Origin of the sequence: Faecalibacterium longum, from assembly GCF_040094125.1 — a bacterium.
In the GTDB taxonomy this organism is placed as follows: Bacteria; Bacillota; Clostridia; order Oscillospirales; family Ruminococcaceae; genus Faecalibacterium; species Faecalibacterium longum.
On record NZ_JBBNIH010000005.1, the window covers coordinates 1 to 553 of the forward strand.

The 553-nt window shown below is 57.7% G+C and carries 1 protein-coding gene; it reads left to right on the forward strand.

Annotated elements, in window-relative coordinates; genetic code table 11:
* Positions 1 to 51 precede the first annotated feature (51 nt).
* Positions 52 to 553 (forward strand): DUF4366 domain-containing protein (locus AAAU26_RS00035; RefSeq protein WP_349180838.1); only part of this gene is annotated, 502 nt, incomplete at its 3' end.

Here is a 553-nt window from a genome sequence, read left to right on the forward strand (position 1 = left end):
CGAACCCGGCTGCGCTGTCTGCCGTGGGTGCAACTTTCGAGAAGGAGGTCGATGCAGATGAAGATTAAGAAACTGGGTGCGCTGTTGGTATCGGCGGCACTGTGCGCTGGCATGGCAGCTCCCGCTTTTGCCTTTGAGGGCGAAGCCGCCCCCGTGGAGCAGCCTGTTCTGCCGGAAGTGGTGGAGGAAGATGTTGTAACCGTCACGGACGAAACCTCTGGTGCCCTGACCCCGGAGGGCAATCTGACGCTGGTGGACGATTACCACACCGACTATTCCGATGGCAGCGGACAGCAGTTTATTACGCTGGTGTCGAAGTCGGGTGCCACCTTCTATCTGGTCATCGACCGCAACGCCAAGGGGCAGCAGACCGTTCACTTTATGAACCTTGTGGACGAAGCCGACCTTTTGGCGCTGATGGAGGAAGAAGATGCGGATGCTTATACCGCTGAAAAGGAAGCAGCAGAACAGGACAAGCTGAAAGCCGAGGAAGAAGCCAAGAAAGCCGCAGAAGAAGCGGCGGCATCCGGCGAGGAACAGCCCAAGGAAAACA